Origin of the sequence: Mesorhizobium sp. AR02 (genome assembly GCF_024746835.1) — a bacterium.
In the GTDB taxonomy this organism is placed as follows: Bacteria; Pseudomonadota; Alphaproteobacteria; order Rhizobiales; family Rhizobiaceae; genus Mesorhizobium.
Map to the genome: position 1 here is coordinate 3267110 of NZ_CP080531.1, position 17126 is coordinate 3284235.

At 62.0% G+C, this 17126-nt stretch carries 22 protein-coding genes; 16 read left to right on the forward strand and 6 right to left on the reverse strand.

Features of this window, described 5'->3' with window-relative positions; genetic code table 11:
* Positions 1 to 112: 112 nt before the first annotated feature.
* Positions 113 to 979, reverse strand: coding sequence for a LysR family transcriptional regulator (locus DBIPINDM_RS19925; protein ID WP_258588824.1), 867 nt, complete (start codon positions 977 to 979; stop codon positions 113 to 115).
* A 108-nt stretch (positions 980 to 1087) separates the two neighbouring features.
* Here DBIPINDM_RS19925 and DBIPINDM_RS19930 point away from each other — a divergent pair, with 108 nt between their 5' ends.
* Positions 1088 to 2104: a zinc-dependent alcohol dehydrogenase family protein gene (locus DBIPINDM_RS19930; protein ID WP_258588825.1), complete on the forward strand. Its 1017-nt coding sequence runs from the start codon at positions 1088 to 1090 to the stop codon at positions 2102 to 2104.
* 15 nt (positions 2105 to 2119) lie between these two features.
* Here DBIPINDM_RS19930 and DBIPINDM_RS19935 read toward each other — a convergent pair whose 3' ends face one another.
* From DBIPINDM_RS19935 to DBIPINDM_RS19945, 3 genes are all read right to left on the reverse strand, one after another.
* Positions 2120 to 3115: a tetratricopeptide repeat protein gene (locus DBIPINDM_RS19935; RefSeq protein WP_416361768.1), complete on the reverse strand. Its 996-nt coding sequence runs from the start codon at positions 3113 to 3115 to the stop codon at positions 2120 to 2122.
* 46 nt (positions 3116 to 3161) lie between these two features.
* Positions 3162 to 3809, reverse strand: coding sequence for a thiamine phosphate synthase (locus DBIPINDM_RS19940; protein WP_258588827.1), 648 nt, complete (start codon positions 3807 to 3809; stop codon positions 3162 to 3164).
* Between the two features lie 131 nt (positions 3810 to 3940).
* Positions 3941 to 4846, reverse strand: coding sequence for a DMT family transporter (locus DBIPINDM_RS19945; RefSeq protein WP_258588828.1), 906 nt, complete (start codon positions 4844 to 4846; stop codon positions 3941 to 3943).
* A 132-nt stretch (positions 4847 to 4978) separates the two neighbouring features.
* Here DBIPINDM_RS19945 and DBIPINDM_RS19950 point away from each other — a divergent pair, with 132 nt between their 5' ends.
* The 3 genes from DBIPINDM_RS19950 to DBIPINDM_RS19960 all read left to right on the forward strand — a co-directional run bounded on the left by DBIPINDM_RS19950 (position 4979) and on the right by DBIPINDM_RS19960 (position 7111).
* The gene (locus DBIPINDM_RS19950) at positions 4979 to 5431 is read left to right on the forward strand and encodes an Lrp/AsnC family transcriptional regulator (protein WP_258588829.1); all 453 of its coding nucleotides are present in this window, start codon (positions 4979 to 4981) and stop codon (positions 5429 to 5431) included.
* 67 nt (positions 5432 to 5498) lie between these two features.
* Positions 5499 to 6227, forward strand: coding sequence for a class I SAM-dependent methyltransferase (locus DBIPINDM_RS19955; RefSeq protein ID WP_258588830.1), 729 nt, complete (start codon positions 5499 to 5501; stop codon positions 6225 to 6227).
* A gap of 113 nt (positions 6228 to 6340) precedes the next feature.
* Positions 6341 to 7111 carry a sulfite exporter TauE/SafE family protein gene (locus DBIPINDM_RS19960; protein WP_258588831.1) on the forward strand — a complete coding sequence of 257 codons (771 nt, stop codon included), beginning with the start codon at positions 6341 to 6343 and terminating at the stop codon, positions 7109 to 7111.
* Positions 7112 to 7153: 42 nt separating this feature from the next.
* On the opposite strand, the gene DBIPINDM_RS19965 is transcribed toward DBIPINDM_RS19960, so the two are convergent.
* Positions 7154 to 7705: a DUF2269 domain-containing protein gene (locus DBIPINDM_RS19965; protein WP_258588832.1), complete on the reverse strand. Its 552-nt coding sequence runs from the start codon at positions 7703 to 7705 to the stop codon at positions 7154 to 7156.
* Between the two features lie 329 nt (positions 7706 to 8034).
* On the opposite strand from DBIPINDM_RS19965, the gene DBIPINDM_RS19970 reads away from it, so the two are divergent.
* From DBIPINDM_RS19970 to DBIPINDM_RS20020, 11 genes are all read left to right on the forward strand, one after another.
* Positions 8035 to 8415 (forward strand): hypothetical protein, encoded by a 381-nt coding sequence (locus tag DBIPINDM_RS19970; RefSeq protein ID WP_258588833.1) that lies wholly within the window; start codon positions 8035 to 8037, stop codon positions 8413 to 8415.
* A 551-nt stretch (positions 8416 to 8966) separates the two neighbouring features.
* A complete protein-coding gene (locus DBIPINDM_RS19975; RefSeq protein ID WP_258588834.1) occupies positions 8967 to 9500 on the forward strand; it encodes a DUF1465 family protein in 534 nt (177 codons plus the stop codon).
* A gap of 95 nt (positions 9501 to 9595) precedes the next feature.
* Positions 9596 to 10105, forward strand: coding sequence for a crossover junction endodeoxyribonuclease RuvC (gene ruvC, locus DBIPINDM_RS19980; RefSeq protein ID WP_258588835.1), 510 nt, complete (start codon positions 9596 to 9598; stop codon positions 10103 to 10105).
* Positions 10106 to 10165: 60 nt separating this feature from the next.
* Positions 10166 to 10417 (forward strand): AbrB/MazE/SpoVT family DNA-binding domain-containing protein, encoded by a 252-nt coding sequence (locus DBIPINDM_RS19985; protein ID WP_013529138.1) that lies wholly within the window; start codon positions 10166 to 10168, stop codon positions 10415 to 10417.
* 2 nt (positions 10418 to 10419) lie between these two features.
* The gene (locus DBIPINDM_RS19990; protein WP_109664762.1) at positions 10420 to 10833 is read left to right on the forward strand and encodes a type II toxin-antitoxin system VapC family toxin; all 414 of its coding nucleotides are present in this window, start codon (positions 10420 to 10422) and stop codon (positions 10831 to 10833) included.
* 15 nt (positions 10834 to 10848) lie between these two features.
* Positions 10849 to 11469, forward strand: coding sequence for a Holliday junction branch migration protein RuvA (gene ruvA, locus DBIPINDM_RS19995; RefSeq protein ID WP_258588837.1), 621 nt, complete (start codon positions 10849 to 10851; stop codon positions 11467 to 11469).
* 68 nt (positions 11470 to 11537) lie between these two features.
* Positions 11538 to 11819, forward strand: a complete 282-nt coding sequence (locus tag DBIPINDM_RS20000; RefSeq protein WP_258588838.1) for an AbrB/MazE/SpoVT family DNA-binding domain-containing protein — start codon at positions 11538 to 11540, stop codon at positions 11817 to 11819.
* On the forward strand, positions 11816 to 12220 hold the full coding sequence (locus tag DBIPINDM_RS20005) for a PIN domain-containing protein (protein WP_258588839.1): 405 nt from the start codon (positions 11816 to 11818) through the stop codon (positions 12218 to 12220). Before DBIPINDM_RS20000 ends, DBIPINDM_RS20005 begins: the two co-directional genes overlap by 4 nt.
* Entirely contained in the window at positions 12217 to 13254 is a 1038-nt protein-coding gene (ruvB, locus tag DBIPINDM_RS20010) for a Holliday junction branch migration DNA helicase RuvB (RefSeq protein ID WP_258588840.1), read from the forward strand. Before DBIPINDM_RS20005 ends, ruvB begins: the two co-directional genes overlap by 4 nt.
* Before the next feature lie 11 nt (positions 13255 to 13265).
* On the forward strand, positions 13266 to 14033 hold the full coding sequence (locus DBIPINDM_RS20015; RefSeq protein WP_258588841.1) for a hypothetical protein: 768 nt from the start codon (positions 13266 to 13268) through the stop codon (positions 14031 to 14033).
* Between the two features lie 127 nt (positions 14034 to 14160).
* A complete protein-coding gene (locus DBIPINDM_RS20020) occupies positions 14161 to 15057 on the forward strand; it encodes a metallophosphoesterase (RefSeq protein ID WP_258588842.1) in 897 nt (298 codons plus the stop codon).
* 85 nt (positions 15058 to 15142) lie between these two features.
* Here DBIPINDM_RS20020 and DBIPINDM_RS20025 read toward each other — a convergent pair whose 3' ends face one another.
* The gene (locus DBIPINDM_RS20025; protein WP_258588843.1) at positions 15143 to 16393 is read right to left on the reverse strand and encodes a glycoside hydrolase family 5 protein; all 1251 of its coding nucleotides are present in this window, start codon (positions 16391 to 16393) and stop codon (positions 15143 to 15145) included.
* Between the two features lie 57 nt (positions 16394 to 16450).
* Here DBIPINDM_RS20025 and ybgC point away from each other — a divergent pair, with 57 nt between their 5' ends.
* Positions 16451 to 16933, forward strand: coding sequence for a tol-pal system-associated acyl-CoA thioesterase (ybgC, locus tag DBIPINDM_RS20030; protein WP_258588844.1), 483 nt, complete (start codon positions 16451 to 16453; stop codon positions 16931 to 16933).
* The last annotated feature ends 193 nt before the right edge of the window (positions 16934 to 17126 follow it).

Below are 17126 nucleotides of genomic sequence, written 5' to 3' on the forward strand. Positions count from 1 at the left end.
GATGGGATCCGGAATGAGATTTTCGCCTGGACAAGCGATTTAGGGGCTCCCAAGACCACAAATCGCCCGGAGAGGCAAGGGACGCCGGATCGGCTCCAGCGGCTGGCCGGCATCAGGCCTCGATCTTGATGGCTTCGCCGACGGCCCTCGCCATGGCCTCCACGGCCTTCGCCAGCCGGTTGAGATGCGGAGAGCGCAGGGCCACGACCTGCAATGAAAGGTCGACATCTTCGACATCGACGCGTGCGAGGCCGTCGGGAAGTCCTCGCGCCGCGAGCCGCAACGGCATGAGGCCAAGGCCGTGTCCCCGACGTACCCATTCCATCTGCATGGCCGGGTCCTGAATTTCCGCCGCCACAACGAGCCGATGCCGTTCGCCACCCAAACTGGAGAGGAGCGTCTGACGCGCGTCGCAGGGCTCGGGGCTAAGAACCCAAGGCATGGCAGTCCGAGCGTCCGTGAGATGGGGTTCGGTGCCGCCAGCCTGCCCTATGATGCAGAGACGTTCGGTGCCGAGCGCGTCCGAGCCTTGATGATCGGCAGGTCGCAGAACGATCGCCATATCGAGTTGACCGCGTTCGAACTGCTCGATGAGTTCCGCGCTCCAACCGGTCTTGAGCCGCAACGATACTTTTGGAAACGCAGCGGACGCGCCGGCGATAGCGCCCGCAACGCTTGGATCGGACAAGCCATGCGCCAGGCCGACACGCAGCACGCCCTGCGGCTCGGCGTCAGCGGCGAATGCTTTCAGAGCCTCGACCGAAGCCAGTATGTCCTTTGCACGCGCCAGCACCTCCAATCCTGCCGCAGTCAGGCGCGGCGGCTTCTGCCGGCGATCGAGAAGCGTCGTGCCGAGCATCTCCTCCAGTCGCTGCATCTGCCGTGTGACGGCAGGCTGTGTCAAAGGCAGGCGGCGGGCCACATTCTGGATCGAGCCTTCCTCGGCGAAGAGAACAAGGGTGCGCAGTTCCTCCAGCATCCTGAAAATACTCCATGTGCATAATCATTCTGATTATTATGAATTTGAAATCAGGATGTCGGCAAGCGATTTTCCTTTTCAACGGATTTGCAAAAGGAAGGGAAGACAATGCAGGCAATCGAATTGCAGGCCCCCGGCGGCATCGACAATCTCAGACTGATCGAACGGCCGATGCCGGAACCGGGCCGTCAGGAGATGATCATCAAGGTCAAGGCAACCGCGCTCAACTACCGTGACGTGGAGATTGTCCGTGGCAGCTACCACACCGCCTTTGCGCTGCCGCTGATCCCGCTTTCGGACGGTGTCGGCGAAGTGGTCGCGGTTGGCGCCGAAGTGACCCGCTTCAAGGTCGGCGATCGCGTCTGCGGCACGTTCTGGCAGCGCTGGGTCGGCGGCAGCCTTGCCATGGCCGAACCGTCCTATCAGCGCGGCGGTCCCATCGATGGTTTGCTCAGCGAGTTCGTGCGGCTGGACGAACAGGCAGCCGTGTTTGCGCCGCCCCATCTGAGCGATGTCGAAGCGGCCACATTGCCTTGCGCCGCGGTCACGGCCTGGCACGCGCTGTTCACCGAAGGCCAGTTGAAGCCGGGCGACACGGTTCTCAGTCTGGGTACTGGCGGCGTCTCGCTGTTTGCGGTGCAGTTCGCCGCCGCAGCCGGCGCACATGTCATCGTCACGTCAAGCAGCGACGACAAGCTCACGCGGGCAAAGGCGCTTGGCGCACATGACGGCATCAACTATCGCAGCGATCCGGACTGGGCGACGGCGGTGCTGACGCTGACCGGTGGACGAGGTGCCGACCACATTATCGAAGTCGGCGGGCCGCAAAGCTTCGCCCAGTCGCTGAAGGCGTCTGCGCGTGGCGCCCAGATCAACGTCATCGGCTATCTCGGCGGCAGCGAAGGAGCAATCAATCCGCTCGACATCTTCCGCCGCCAAGTCCGGGCGCGCGGCATACCGGTCGGCTCACGCGAATCCTTCGAGGCGATGAACCGGGCGCTCGCCGTTAACTGGCTGCGGCCGGTGATCGATCGGGTCTTTCCATGGATGGAGGCAGCAGAGGCCCTTCGGCATCTCGAACACGGCTCGCCTTTTGGCAAGGTCGTCCTCGATCACACACAATGACTGCGCCAACCGCCGTCAGGGCAGGCGATTTGCCTTCTGCAGGGCCTGCTTGGTCTGGTCGTCGCTCAACCCCTGCAGGAAATCGTCCATGTCGGGATCGATGAGACCGGCGCGGCGGGCGACGATGTACCAGGCGCCGGCGAGCACCAGGTCCGGGTCGGTGCCGATGCCTTGCATATAGAGCTTTGCCAGGCGGTTCTGGGCGGCGACATTGCCACCCTCGGCGGCCTGCTTGGTCCAGCCGAAAGCCGATTTCAGGTCGCGGGCGCCGCCGCGGCCTTCGATCATCCAGGCGGCGAGATCGATCTGAGCGGTGTCGTAGTTCTGTCGAGCGGCCTGCGCCAGCAGGCGCCTTGCCTGCACATCGTCGCGCGGCTTGCCGCCGACGCCGTTGGCGTAGATCTGGGACATGGCGTATTGGGCGTCGGCGAGGCCGGTCGCGGCGGCGCGCTCATAGTAGGCGGTAGCTTTGGTCAGACCGGCGTCGCCTGGATCCTGCTGGACCAGCATCTGCGCGAAATTGAACTGCGCCAACTGGTTGCCGGCTTCGGCGGCGGCCTGCATCAGCGCATAGGCCTCCTTCGTGTCCTTCTTCACGTAACGCCCGTCGAGCAGCATCAGCGCGTACTGAAATTGCGATTCCGGCACGCCCTGCTCCGCAGCGCTAGCGTACCATTTCGCCGCTTCCGCCGCATTCAACGGCACGCCGAGCCCACGCGACAGGATTTCGGCCACCAATGTCTGCGCCGCCGGGTCGCCGTTCTGGGCCCGCACCAGCGCGAGGTTGTAGGCCGTCTTGTAGAGCCCGCGCTGGAAGGCGCCATAGGCCGCGTCGGCCGGCTTGGCCCCGAAGCGGTCGGGATTGATGCTGTCGACCGAGGGCAGCGGTGCGGGCTCCGCCGTGGTGGCGGGTTGCGGCAGCTGCTTTTCGATCGGCTTGTCGGTGTGCACGCCGGTTTCCGGCTTGGGCTGCGGCAAGGGTATGGTTTCGGCGGCGGCGGCCTGGATCATGACCGCTGCAAGCAAGGCCTGAAGGGGAAGCCTCACCGGAGCCACATCAGTCCTCGAAGCGCGGCGCGGTTTCGTCGAGCAGCGCGTTGGCCTGGGCAATCGCCGCTTGCGGATCGACACCATCGGCAAACACCGCGCTCGACAGCGCGACGAATTCGGCGCCGGTGGCGGCCACTTCCTCGATGGAAGCCAGGTCGGATCCGGCCATGACGATACAGGGGATCTGGATCATGTCGGCCCACCATCGCCCCAGCGACAGGTTGCGCGGGTGCGGGTCGGGCTTATTGTCGTAGCCGAAGCGGCCGAAGAAGATGTAATCGGGCCGCGTCTCGCCAAGCTCAAGCGCATCGTCACGTGTCTTGGCGCCGCCGGCGCCGACCATCATTTTCGTCTGAAAATGTTCGATCGTCTCGGCGAGCTCGGCCTTGGAAACTTCGACATGGATGCCGTCGGCCTGGACGCGGCCCGCTATGCGGGTGTCGCCGGCGATGACGACGGCGACGCCTGCGGCCTGAGCCGCCGGCACAATCTGTTCGGCGAAAGTCTGGAAGGAGGCTTCGTCCATGCCGTTCTCGGGCAGGATCAGCGAAGCGACGTCGCCGCCGTCGAATGCGGTGGCGATGCGGGCGGCCGGCACGCCGGACGGCGCGATCAGCACGATGCGGCAGCGATTTGGGGGTGTGGCGTCGTTCATGGTTCTTCGATCCCGGATTTCGCCTATGCCGGGCGAAGATGGTTGGATTGCGGCATAGAGCAAACTGCCCGCTTTGAACAGGCGGGCAGTCGGGATCGCGTTCTAGACCGCCGGGCGGCCGGTGTGCTGCCCTACTTGACCGGCTCAGGGCTCGCGGCGGACGGTTTCGACTTCCACAAGGTCCAGCCGAGATTCATGCCGGCCGCCGCCGTCAGGATCAAAGCGGCGCCGACGATCTGGCTGAGATGCAACCGATGGCCGAAGGCGGTGACGTCGACCAGGATGGCGACGACCGGATAGATGAAGGACAGCGATCCCTGCAGATGCGTCGGCAGCTTCTGGATGGCGCCGTACATCAATATATACATCAGGCCGGTGTGGACGATGCCGAGCGTCGCCAGCATGGCCCAGCTCCATGGGTCGGCCGGAAGATGCGAGAGACTGGCGAAGGGCGCCAGCATGACGACGCCGACGCAGACCTGGATCAACGCGATCAAATGCGGCGGCGTGCCCTTGAGCTTCTTGGTGACGATGGCCGCGACGGCCCAGAAGAAGGCCGCGGCCAGCGCCATGAGGATGCCGGCAAAATAGTTGGTGCCGACATCGCCGGCGTCAGGGGCGGCCTCGACGATCAGCACCATGCCGGCGAAGGCGATTACCAGCCATGTCAGCTTGGTCAGCGTCAGGCGTTCGGCGAAGAAGAGCGCGCCGAAGCCGACCAGCATGAAGGGCTGTGTGTTGTAGACGGCGGTGGCGATCGAGATCGACGCGCGGGAGAAGGCGCTGAACAGGAGCAGCCAGTTGATGACGATGGCGGCGCCGCCAAGCGCGGCGAGGCCGATGATGCGCAAAGACAGTTTGTTGCGCAACAATCCGAGCGAGGCGCAGATGACGAGCAGCGTCACCGCGCCGAATGCGCAACGCCAGAACACCACATCCATGATGGGCTGGCCGGACATGACGACGAACCATCCGATCGTGCCCAGGATCGCCATTGCGGCCGACATTTCGATCGTGCCACGTACCGTATCGTTCATGATAGACCTCTGAGTCAGTTGAGGTGGCATAATCTCATGCGATCTGAGCGCTTTCCATCTCCTTGAAAAGGCGATATGGGTAGATTGCCTAATTATATTAGGTGTCAGACTCGAATCCGTGAGAAACAGAAAATGCTGGATGATCTCGACCGAAATCTCCTCGAAATCCTGGTGAGGGATGCACGGACCTCGCTGAAGGAGCTGGCTGCCCAGGTCGGGCTGTCGTCGCCAAGCGTTTCGGAGCGGCTCCGGCGGCTCGAGGAGCGCGGCGTCATCCGGGCGTTCACCGTCGAGATCGATCCGCTGGCGCTCGGCTACACCTTGCAGGCGATCGTGCGCATCAAGCCTTTGCCGGGCAAGCTGCACATCGTCCAGAAGCTGATCGAGGAGATTGCCGAGTTCGGCGAGTGCGACAAGGTCACGGGTGACGACTGTTTTGTTGCCCGGCTGTTCGTGCGCTCGATCGGCGACCTCGACGGCATTCTCGATCGCATCGCCGACAAGGCCGAGACAAGCACCGCCATCATCAAGGCGCAGCCGATCCGGCGGCGGCCGCCACCGCTCGGGGTGGCCTCATCGTCTTGACTCCGCATGGCCGTGGTGGAAATGCGCGGCCAGTCCGCCAGATAATTGGCTGAGAGATGAGGAAGACATGGCGCAGAATATCTACGACCAGCCGGATTTCTTCGCTGGCTACAGCCAGCTTGGCCGGTCGATCGAAGGCCTGGAAGGTGCTGCCGAATGGCCGGCGCTGCGCGCGATGCTGCCTGATGTCGGCGGCTTGCGGGTCGTCGATCTCGGCTGCGGCTTCGGCTGGTTCTGCCGCTGGGCGTATGAGCATGGGGCGAGCCAAGTCCTTGGGCTGGACCTGTCGGAGAAGATGCTGGCCCGGGCGAGGGCCGCCGGCCCGGACACCGGCATCACCTATGAGCGAGCCGATCTCGACCAGCTCAGCCTGCCGCAAGGCGGCTTCGATCTCGCCTACAGCTCGCTTGCCCTGCACTATGTCGAGGACGTTGCGCGCCTGTTCAGGACAGTGCATCAGGCCCTGTCGTCCGGCGGGCATTTCGTCTTCTCGACGGAACATCCGATCTACATGGCCCCGACCAGGCCCGGCTGGGCGGTGGATGCCGAAGGCCGCAAGACGTGGCCTGTCGACCGCTATCTGGTGGAAGGCCCACGCAAGACCGACTGGCTGGCCAAGGGCGTGGTGAAGCATCACCGCACCATTGGCACCACGCTCAACGCGCTGATCCGGTCGGGTTTCGCGATCGAACATGTCGAGGAATTCTGTCCGACAGCCGCACAGATCGCGGCCCGGCCGGAACTGGCGGAAGAACTCGAGCGGCCGATGTTCCTGCTGGTCTCGGCCCGGCGATAGGGCACGAGCCGGACATTCGCGGGTGTCGGCAACCGGTCCGGATTTACAGTCGCCCGAAACGCAATTCTGGGTTATTCAGGCGTTGACGCCTTCCCTCCAGACCAGTCCCTCCCATGTCAGGCCTGCTTCTCGATCCGTGGTTCTACGCGGCCGCCATCCCGGCGGTCATTCTGGTCGGCTTGTCCAAGGGCGGGTTCGGCGGCGCTGTCGGCTTCGTCGGCGTGCCGCTGATGGCGCTGACCATACCGCCGGTGCAGGCGGCCGCCATCCTGTTGCCGATCCTGTGCCTGATGGACATCGTCTCGGTGTGGACGTGGTGGGGCGTGTACGACCGCAAGATGCTGGTCGACATGATGCCGGGCGCCGTCATCGGCATCGGCCTCGGCTGGCTGACGGCCGCACTGGTCACCGAGGAGGCGGTGCGGCTGATCGTCGGTGCCGTCGCCATCATCTTCGTGCTGCGCTGGCTTTATCTGCAGTTCCGCCATGGCTCCGACCACGCCGCCGAGCCCAACCGCGTGGCTGCCGCGATCTGGGGCACGGTGGCCGGCTTCACCAGCTTCGTCGCCCATGTCGGCGGCCCGCCCTTTCAGGTCTATGCCTTGCCGATCCGGCTCGATCCCAAGGTCCTGTCGGGCACCGCCGCGATCTTCTTTGCCGCGACCAATGCGCTGAAGCTCATACCCTATTTCGCGCTCGGCCAGTTCGACACCGCCAATCTGACGGCGTCCGCCGTGCTGATGCCGCTGGCGCCGCTGTCGACCATCGCCGGCGCCTGGCTGGTGCGGCGGATGCGGCCCGAGATTTTTTATCCGTTCACCTACGCGACCGTGGCGGTCGTGGCGCTGAAGCTTTTGTGGGATGGCATTGCCGGCCTGCTGTAACAGGCGCGGCGACTTTGCTGCCGCACGCAGCTCACCGCCAGGTCAGGCGGCGCTTTCCACCAGCCGCCGGTTTCCGCCGAAGGCCAGCGTGGCGCCGGCCACCAGGACCAGCATCATGCCGGCGAGGATGCCGATGTCATGCGTGGTCGGCTTGAGCACCATGTCGGCGACGATCACCAGCATCACCGCATAGTCGAAGCGCGCCGCGCTCATCATGCGCTGGCCAATGGCTAGCACGGAAGGCGTCACGCCCTCCTTGGCGATCATCGCGCCCATGCGCTCGCCGGTCGGCTTGAAGATGAACATGCCGATCGAGAAGGTGGTGGCGTATCCGACCAGGCCGATGATGATCCACAGGTCGGAGAAGCCGACCCAGAAGCCGCACATGATGAGGCCGAAGAGCAAGGTGAGCATCGACATCGGCGCGAAGAAACGCCCGCCCAACTGCCCGCTGGCACGTATCGCCTGAAGCTTGTCCTCGACGTTGCCGGCGCGTTCGGCAAGCACGCCGAGCAGGAACAGCACGAAGCCGCCGCCGACCCACAAAGTGGCTGAGACGATGTGGAGAAATTTGACGATCGAATACCAGTCCATCGGTTGCTCCTGAGATATTTCCGGGTTTTTGCGGCGGAGCGGATATGCGCCAGCCGTCAAAGGAGCGGGCGTTTTGCGTGACGCCTGTTTCGGAACGATGTCGCAAAAAACAGTTTCTGTTTCGGCGGCTTTCGACCGGCGCGGTTTCCGACAACAAGCCGATGCGCGGTTTGATTTTCTGCTATTGTCGGATGCGTCAGGGGGGCGCGACATCGTCCGGAAACACTGCCGGTGCTAGTGCGCCGACGCCGGGAGCCCGGCGGCGACTATAATCGCCTGACGATCAACCCATTCCCGAAAACGGGAAAAGGCAATTCGAGGGGACAGACATGCAAGGGGTAGCACGGAATTTCTTCACGCTGGCCATCATCTATTCGCTGTGCGGCATGGCGCTCGGCATCCACATGGCGATCAGCGAAGACCATGGCCAGATGCCAACCCACGCCCACACGATGGTGGCCGGATGGCTGATGTCGGCGGTCTTCGCCTTCTTCTACCATCTGTTTCCGGCGGTCGGGCAAAAGACGATCGCTGTCGTCCACTTCTGGCTGACCGCGATCAGCGGAATCGGGCTTATGATCGGCCTCTACATCTTGCTTGCCGGCAATCCGGCAATCGAACCGCTGTTGGGCATCGCCTCGATCGGCTTCTATGCAGGCATGCTGGTGTTTGCCTTCATCGCGCTGCCGGTGGTCTGGAAGAAGGCCTGAACCGAGCCTGTTTGGAAACTCTACTCTGGCGGCCATCTGAAGGCGTTTTCTGCGCTTCCCCGTTCTACTGCGTCGCAGTAGAACTGAGCTCACGGACCCGAATGTCCGCTCCGCTCCGGTTCTCGAAACCACCATCATATGACTCGCCAGAGCGACTTTCGAAACAGACTCTGAGCCTGAGACCAGGCACCGTCGACTGTGCTGTTACGGCACAGAAATGCGGCGTTCGGTCGAAAAACATCGGTCCCGTTAAGGGTTCATTAAGCTTTACAGGCGTTTACTATGCGCATCCAGTGATCTGGATTCTTACCGAGTGGTTGGAGCCACTTTGTTTGACGCCTCCCTGTTAAACTCCTGAGAGCCGCCTTATCCGCGGCTCTTTTTTTGTCCGCATTCCGGTGCACGCCTGGCGTCGGTCCGCTGTTAACCTTCTGTTAAACATGTGCTTGCCTTCACCCCCGGCGAAGCGCATTTTCAAGCTTCAGTCGTATAGGGTTCCGGGTGTATCGGCAGTGACCGAATCGGCCGGTTGCAAGTGCAGGGGCGTAGCAATGAACGAGCCTTCGAAGGGCAGTGCGAAAACCGTGAAGCTGGCGGAGCGTCGGGTTTTTTCGCACTCCTTCAAACCGCTCTACCAGGAAGGCATGGGGCTGGTCGAACAGGCGGCGGAGTATCTCGACGGCAAGGGCCGCGCCGAGGCGAAGAAACTGTCGCGGCTGGCGGCCACGCTCTACGCGGCCGAATCGATGCGGCTGACGACCAGGCTGATGCAGGTTGCCTCCTGGCTGCTTTTGCAGCGTGCGGCCAATTCCGGCGAAATGACCCGCGACCAGGTCGCTTCGGAAAAGTCCAAGGTGCGGCTCGACACAGCTTCCGCGCATGACGAAGCCGCCGGCTGGGCCGAACTGCCCGAGGATTTCCTTGACCTCGTCAACCGCTCGCTGCGCCTGCAGGCGCTGGTGCGCCGCATGGATGACGAGATCTACGGCGCCGGCGCTGTGGTCGACATGCAGCCGCTGGGCCGCCGGCCCAATCCGGTTTCGGACCAGATCAGCCTGCTGAACACGGCTTTCGCCCGCAACTAAGCAGCTTCGGAGTATTTCCGGCGCGATAGGCTGCCGTTTCCGGTTTGTTCACATTTCGCTGGCATCGCTGTCCGCCCAGGGGGTAGGGTGACAGGATGGGGGACGCGATTCGCATCATTGGTATCGATCCGGGGCTCAGGCGCACCGGATGGGGCATCGTCGAGAGCCTCGGCAATTCCTTGCGCTTCGTCGCGTCCGGCACCGTGCGCTCCGAGGACAAGGCGGCGCTGGCGACGCGGCTCTGCCAATTGCATGACGGGCTCGCCGAAGTCCTGCATCAAGCCATGCCGCACGAGGCGGCCGTCGAACAGACCTTCGTCAACAAGGATGCCGTGGCGACGCTGAAGCTGGGCCAGGCGCGCGGCATCGCCATGCTGGTGCCGGCGCGTGCCGGCCTGGTCGTCGCCGAATATGCGCCCAATGCGGTGAAGAAGGCTGTCATCGGCGTCGGCCATGGCGACAAGAAGCAGATCCACATGATGGTGAAGGTGCTGCTGCCGAAAGCGACCTTCGACACCGAGCATGCCGCCGACGCGTTGGCCATCGCGATTTGTCACGCGCATCACCGCCAGAGCGCCGCCTACCGGATGGCGCTTGCCGGCTAGGATGTTCTTGACTTGTTCACATAGTTGGAATATTTCTTACTTGTAAGAAAGGTGCGTTTCATGCGTGTGACGAGCAAAGGCCAAGTGACAATCCCACGGGATCTGCGGGAGACATTTGGGATTGGCGCCAACAGCGAAGTCATCTTCGGCATTGAGGGCGGCAAGATCACGATCACGCCGAAGCATGACAAGGGGCGGCTGGCCGACCGCGAAAGACTAGATCGTTTTCTCGCTGCGCTCGATCGGCTTGAGGGCAGCGGCGATCAGACAATGAATGCCGATGCCGTCATGGCTTTGACCCGGGATCGCTGATCTTGGCGACGCTTGTCGACACCAATGTACTTATCGATGTCGCCGTTCGCGATCCCGTCTGGTCAAAGTGGTCGTGGTCCAAAATGGTGTCTGCCCTTGAGCAAGGCAGCCTGGTCATCAATCAGATTATCTACGCCGAGTTTTCGATGCGCTATGAGGCGATAGACGATGTCGATGATGCCTTGCCTGAAGATGAGTTCCGGCGCGAAAGTCTTCCCTTCGAAGCGGCCTTTGCGGCGTCGAGAGCGTTCTCGGTCTATCGGCGGTTGGGCGGACCCCGAGAGAAGGTGATGCCCGACTTCCTGATTGGGGCTCACGCTGCCATCCGAGGCTATCCCATTCTTACTCGCGATCCCGCAGGTTTCAGAAAGTACTTTCCAGATGTCGAGCTCATTACGCCCGATACTCATCCCTAACGGGGGCTGCGTCCAATGATCGGCAAGCTCAAGGGCACGTTGGACGAGATCGACGAGGATCATTGCCTCGTCGACATTCATGGCGTCGGCTACGTCGCCTATTGCTCGGCGCGCACGCTGGCGGGACTGCCTTCGCCCGGCGAAGCGGTGGTGCTGTTCATCGAGACCTATGTCCGCGAGGATATGCTGCGCCTTTATGGCTTCCAGTCGCAGCTGGAGCGTGAGTGGTTCCGGCTGCTGATGAACAATGTGCCGGGCGTCGGCGCCAAGGTGGCGCTCGCCATCCTGTCGACACTGGCGCCGGCCGACCTCGCCAATGCGATCGCGCTGCGTGACATCGCCATGGTCAGCCGCGCGCCCGGCGTCGGCAAGAAGGTGGCTGAGCGCATCGTCACCGAATTGAAGAACAAGGCGCCGGCCTATGCGGGCACTGCCTCCGGCACCATCGGGCTGAAACAGGAGCTCGGCGAAGGCGTGGCGCCCGCGCCGATCACCGACGCGGTCTCGGCGCTGGTCAATCTCGGCTACTCGCGCGACACCGCCGCCAATGCGGTTGCCGCGGCGCTGAAGACGGCGGGCGAGGACGCGGATGCCTCGAAGCTGATCCGCTTCGGGTTGAAGGAATTGGCGCGGTAATATGGTTGTTGGATGCAAGAATTCCGACTACCATATTATTGGTAAGAAACTTCGAAGAAAGTAAGAAAATGGGCGCGTATGCCAGTCTGACATCGAAGGGTCAGCTTACAATTCCAAAGGATGTCCGGGATGCGCTTTCGCTGAAGACGGGTGACATGATCGCCTGGACAGTCGTGGATGGATATCTGGTCGGGACGCCGCGCAATCTCGAATTTGCTGACCTGGCCGGGTTTCTGGGAGACCCGCCCGGCGGTCCCGCCTCGCTAGAAGAAATCGATGTGGCAGTGCGAAATGCTGTTGGCCGGCATGTTGTCGGAGATAGTCTGCACGACCAAGAGGGCGACGCGTGACGTCGATAGGCATCGATACAAATGTTCTGCTCCGGATGGTGCTGAACGATGATGCCGAGCAGCGGGCTAAAGCCCTCGCATTTGGCAATGGACTCAGCGAAGAGACCCCAGGCTTCGTCAGCTTGATCGTGTTGGTCGAATTTAGTTGGTCGCTGATCTCGCGCTACAGACTGCCAAAAGAACAGATGCAGGTGGCGATCCAGAGGTTACTAAAGGTCAGGACGCTGATCTTCGAGGACTTCGACGCTATCGTGATTGCGCTCGAAAGATCGAATTTGCCTCAGGTAGACTTCGCCGATGCGCTGATCGCTGAGCACAATCGGAATCTGGGTTGCTCACATACGGTTACGTTTGATCAGCGCGCCGCCAAATCTATTGCCAGTATGGAACTGCTCGCATGAGCCTGTCGCCTCGCCTGATCGCTCCGGAAAAACGCGGCGAGGATGCCGATCAGACCTTGCGGCCGCAGACGCTCGCCGACTTTGTCGGCCAGGCGGCGGTGCGAGCCAATCTCAAAGTCTTCATCGAGGCCGCCAAGGGCCGCAACGAGGCGCTCGACCATGTGCTGTTCGTCGGGCCGCCGGGACTGGGCAAGACGACGCTGGCGCAGATCATGGCGCGCGAACTCGGCGTCAATTTCCGCTCGACTTCCGGGCCGGTGATTGCCAAGGCCGGCGATCTCGCGGCGTTGCTCACCAATCTCGAAGAAGGCGACGTGCTGTTCATCGACGAAATCCACCGGCTCAACCCGGCGGTGGAGGAAATCCTCTATCCGGCGATGGAGGATTTCCAGCTCGACCTGATCATCGGCGAGGGGCCGGCGGCGCGCTCGGTCAAGATCGACCTTGCCCGTTTCACCCTGGTCGCCGCCACCACGCGGCTTGGCCTGCTCACCAATCCGCTGCGCGACCGGTTCGGCATTCCGGTGCGGCTCAATTTCTACACCGTCGAGGAACTGGAACAGATCGTGCGGCGCGGTGCGCGCATCCTGCAAATGCCCCTCGGGGACGACGGCGCGCTGGAGATCGCGCGGCGCGCGCGCGGCACGCCACGCATCGCCGGCCGGCTGTTGCGCCGCGTGCGCGATTTCGCCTCGGTCGCCGGCGACGGTCATGTCGACCGTAAGATCGCCGATGAGGCGTTGACACGGCTCGAGGTCGACGCGCTCGGCCTGGACGCGCTCGACCGCCGCTATCTCTCGATGATCGCCCGCAATTTCGGCGGCGGTCCGGTCGGCATCGAGACGATCGCCGCGGGCCTGTCCGAGCCGCGCGACGCCATCGAGGACATCATCGAGCCCTATCTTATCCAGCAGGGGTTCATCCAGCGCACGCCGCGCGGCCGCATGCTGACGGCCAATGCCTGGCGCCATCTTGGCCTCGATGCGCCGAAGGACCTGGCGCAGCAGCAGATCAACCTGTTCCAGGAAGATTAGTAGGGCGAATAATGGACGAAAAGTCCCTCGAAAACGCCCTGTCCAATTTAAGCAAAAAGATTTTATTTTTGCAGAGCGCCGTTTCGTTTCTCGAATCTGAGTTGAGTCGTCCGCTGATCGTGCCTGATGGCGATCAGGCTATAGCGTTTAGGTTTTCTAATCCGAGTATAGTGCACTTTTGTGTTCTTCATCTGATTCGAGTTGTATCTTGCCTTAATGCCTTGATCGTTTTGGCAAGGTACGGATATGTGCAGGAAATATGTGTGCTAATTAGAACTGGATATGAATTTCTGTCAAAAGTTGATTATGTTTCTACAGGGTACTATGATCCCGAGCAAAGGGAGAAAGTAAAGCTCTATGTAGAAAGATATTTTTCAGATAACACACGAAAACCAAAGAGATTAGATAAAGACGTTTCTCTGCGGCAGAAAGAGATTAACGAGGGATTGCAGAAAAACTACGAAAACACAACAAGGTCGCCTAAGGCTCCCGACGATGAGAGGGGCGTAGCGGAGATGCATCGATACGTACTGTCTGTTTTCAGCAACTACGTGCACGCCCGCTATCCGGAAGTAATGGACATGTTTGGCGGAACACCTGTTCAGCCACACATGGTCGGAATGAAGGGGACACCCAAGGATGCCGAAAATATCGTCCAAATTTACACTTTTTTTGATTCGACGAACCTGTCTTTAAAAAATGTATATCTGAGGTTGGGCTATGCGAATTCGGACGTGACTCCGCCATCGTTGCGCGAGTGGGCCAAATCGTTCGATTAGTTAATGCCGGATATGTGAACACCTTGCGCAGAATCTGCTCGTCTTTGTCGATTTGCCGGCGCAATCGTGGACTTTATCGGCGCTGTCTCGCGGCATGCCGCCGCGATCCACGTGCCGGAGCCATAGAATGATAACCAGACGCGGGTTCCTGCGCTTCATTGGCGGGTCGTTCGTGGCGGCCGCCGCGCTCGGCGCCTATGCGGTCGGCATCGAGCCGATGCTGTTGACGCATGTGAAGCGTTATGCGCTGACGCCGCCGCACTGGCCTGATGGCCTGAAGCTGAGGGTTGTCGCGCTCGCCGACATCCATGCCTGCCGACCCTGGATGACGCAGGAGCGGATTGCCTCGCTCGTTGAAGCCGCGAATGCGTTGCAGCCGGACCTCATCGTGCTGTTGGGTGACTACATTGCCGGCATGCCCGTGGTGACAGGGCCAGTGACGCCATCGCAATGGGCCTCCGCACTGTCGGGCCTCAAGGCACCGCTCGGCGTCCTGTCGATCCTTGGCAATCACGATTGGTGGAGCGACGGCCTCGCGCAGCGCGCCGGGGCCGGCCCGATAATCGCGCGCAAGGCCCTCGAGAAGGTCGGTATCCCGGTGCTGGAGAACGATGTCGTGCGCCTGGAGAAGGATGGGCATGGCGTCTGGATCGCTGGCCTGGCCGATCAGCTGGCGCTGCTGCCGACCAGGAAGGGCGACGACTGCAAGGGGCTCGACGATCTCGACGGCACGCTGGCCAAGATCAGTGACACCGCGCCCGTCATCCTGCTCGCCCATGAGCCGGATATTTTCCCCACCGTGCCATGGCGGGTGTCGCTGACCCTGTCGGGCCACACCCATGGCGGGCAGGTGCGGCTGTTCGGCTATTCGCCTGTCGTGCCGTCGCGTTTCGGCAATCGCTACGCCTATGGCCATGTCGTCGAGAACGACCGCAATTTGATTGTCTCGGGCGGGCTTGGCTTCAGCATCATGCCGGTGCGTTTCGGCGTGCGGCCGGAGATCCTGCAGATCGATCTCGGTTAGAATCTGTGTTTGGGCATGATCTCGGACAAACGGAAACCGTTTGTCCGAGAAAACCGGGAGCCACTTTTCGGGATCATGCCCAGCCTCAGTGAAGCGAGCGGATCACGTCCATCACATCGGGCTCGGCCTTGTCGCCATTGAAGGCGTCGACGATGCCGAAGGCGCCGCCATAGCTCCACACCGACCAGGAGAAGCCGTGCGCCTCGGCGCGGGCGACCATATCCTTGACGTAGGCGGCGCGGTACTCACCCGGCATCACATAGGCATTGCCGTATTCCTGGCGGATCATGCCGAACTCGCCCAGCGTGACGTTTTCCGGCTTGATGCCGTTTGCCTTCGCCCATGCCTCAACCTTTTTGAACGGCGCATCCATCAGGCCAAGCAGTTTGTCGGGGCTGTCCATGCTGGCGACCTGTTCATCGAGATAGGCAAGCAGGCCGCTCTGCCGTGTCCAGGGCGCCTCGGCCTTGATCCGGGCGCGGATGGTGTCGAGCGTCACGTCGAGCTGCGCCTTCGGCACTGCGGTCAGCGGATAGGGCAGGCCAGTCACATAGGGAATAAAATCGCCGGCCCAGGTCGCGACCTGGTGGGTGAGCAGGAACGGATCATAGGAATGGAAAGTCCAGATGACATTGTCGTCGGGGATCGCCTTGGGATCGATCTTCTCCAGGGATGAAGCGGCGGAGTAGCAGGCGCCGGTCAGCACCAGGGTCAGTTTCGTCGCCGAGGACCGCGCCGCGGCGAATAATTTGCGCTGGCGGTCCGGCCACAGGCTGGTGCCGTCGCTGTCGCAGTCGACGATCGGTTCGTTCATCAATTCGAACGCGACCTTTTTGGGGTCCTCGCCGGCCAAGGTGCGGCCCATTTTGCGCACCATGTCGACGTAGCGCTCGAAGGTCTGCGGATCGTCCATCACTTGCGCCATGCCGATCTTGCGGCTGCCGCCGGCCGGGATCAGGTGCATGTCGACGATCACCTTCAGGCCCGCGCGGTTGATGATACGCACCGAGTCCAGAACGCTGGCATAGAGGTCGGCGCGCAAGGCCGTGGTCTGATCGGAGAGGAAGGGCGAGGGGTCAACGGGCATGCGCAGGAAATCGAAGCCCGCTTCCTTGAGCGCTCTGAGATCGTCCTCTCCGAGGAATTTGCGCCATTCCGGATAGGGCAGTATGGTCTTGGCGTCGCCCCATTGATCCTCACCGGGCCAGGTGACCCACTGGTCGAGATTGAGGCCGCGCTTCATCGAGAACGTCGCCGCGTGGCTGGGCCACGCCAAAGCCACCAGTACAAGCAGCGCCGCCATCAAACTCTTGATCATCGCCGTCAACAGTGCCATCCGATGCCATGTCACGCGGGGAACAGGTGCCTTGTCGGGGCTGAAAAAGGAAGCGCAATGGACGATCATGGTGAATCGGCGACGCTGCTGGCCGGGCTTTCCGGCGCGCTGACGGCGTTCGGCCACCGGCTGATGGCACGGGTCTATTATGCCGACACCGATTTCTCGGGCGTCGTCTACCACGCGCGCTATCTCGAATTCCTCGAGCGAGGCCGCTCCGACTATCTCAGGCTCACCGGCGTGCATCACACGGAACTCGCCGACGGCAAGCATGGCGAGAAGATCGTCTGGGTGGTGCGTCGCATGGAGATCGACTTCCGCATCCCTGCCCGCATCGACGACATCCTGACTGTCGACACCCGCACCGACGCCATTTCCGGCGCGCGCATCTTCATGGCGCAGCAGCTCAAACGCGGCGACGAGGTGCTGGTCGAGGCCAAGGTCGAGGCGGCGATCATCGGCCAGAATGGCCGGCCGAGACGCTTTCCCAAGGAATGGGTGGCAGCGTTCATGCCCAAGGCACTGCTGACGGCCGACTAGGCGAATTACGCCGTAGGCGATTATGCTTGCCTCCTAACCGGGCGCGGCAATGCGCCGCGCCTTAGCCACTAACCCATCCTTAACCATAACGGTTCATGAAGAGATTGGTGAAGATTGGCGCTATCCAGCGCCTTCCTTTCACCAATATTTGCCCTGAAAAGGCCGCTAACGGCACGGTTTGGGGTGTCCGGTA